This window comes from Vibrio sp. 1078-1 (assembly GCF_033340475.1).
The window spans coordinates 1-691 of the sequence record NZ_JAWOWM010000372.1 but is presented as its reverse complement, the minus strand read 5'-3'; the positions used below and the strand labels follow the sequence as shown (position 1 = coordinate 691).

Sequence of the window (691 nt, the reverse complement as noted above, 5' to 3'; positions counted from 1 at the left end):
TTTTACGTGTAAGCCATATTGTTTCGCTGTCGCAAATACTTTTTCGGTTTGATCCAAATTAAAACCGATAGACTCACAAAACACATCCACACTGGTGGCCAAGTTTTCCTCTACGACGATTGGGATGATTTCCTGACAAATATGTTCGATGTAATCGTCTGCGCGACCTTCAAATTCAGGCGGTAAAGCATGAGCGGCAAGAAGGGTAGTTGTGATCTTGACTTTACGCTCTTGTTCTAAGGCTTTTGCAGCACGCAGCATTTTTAGTTCGTCTTTGAGCGTCAAGCCGTAGCCTGATTTTACCTCAACCGACGTAACCCCACTTGCTAACAAGCCATCTAAACGAGGCAACGCGAGCTCAATTAATTGCTCTTCAGTAGCTGCTCGAGTGGCCTTTACGCTGGAAAGGATACCGCCACCTTGCTTCGCTATTTCCTGATAAGGCACGCCGTTTAAGCGCATCTCAAATTCATTCGCGCGATTCCCCGCGCAAATTAAGTGGGTGTGGCAATCAATGAGTCCCGGCGTCAGAAGTTGACCTTGTAGGTCGATAGTTTGCGAATAGTGTTGAGGAGACAGAAGCGCTTCTATTTGAGGGGTGTCACTTCCAACTGGATGAGCACTGATAGCCGCGATTTTACCAGCTTGAATACCAACACGGGCTGGTGGCGTTGGTAAGTAACCTGCTTCA

Annotated in this window: 1 pseudogene; it reads right to left on the bottom strand. The window is 47.2% G+C overall.

The features are described from left to right. Window positions 1-691, bottom strand: a pseudogene (locus R7190_RS27650) (imidazolonepropionase); the annotation flags it as partial.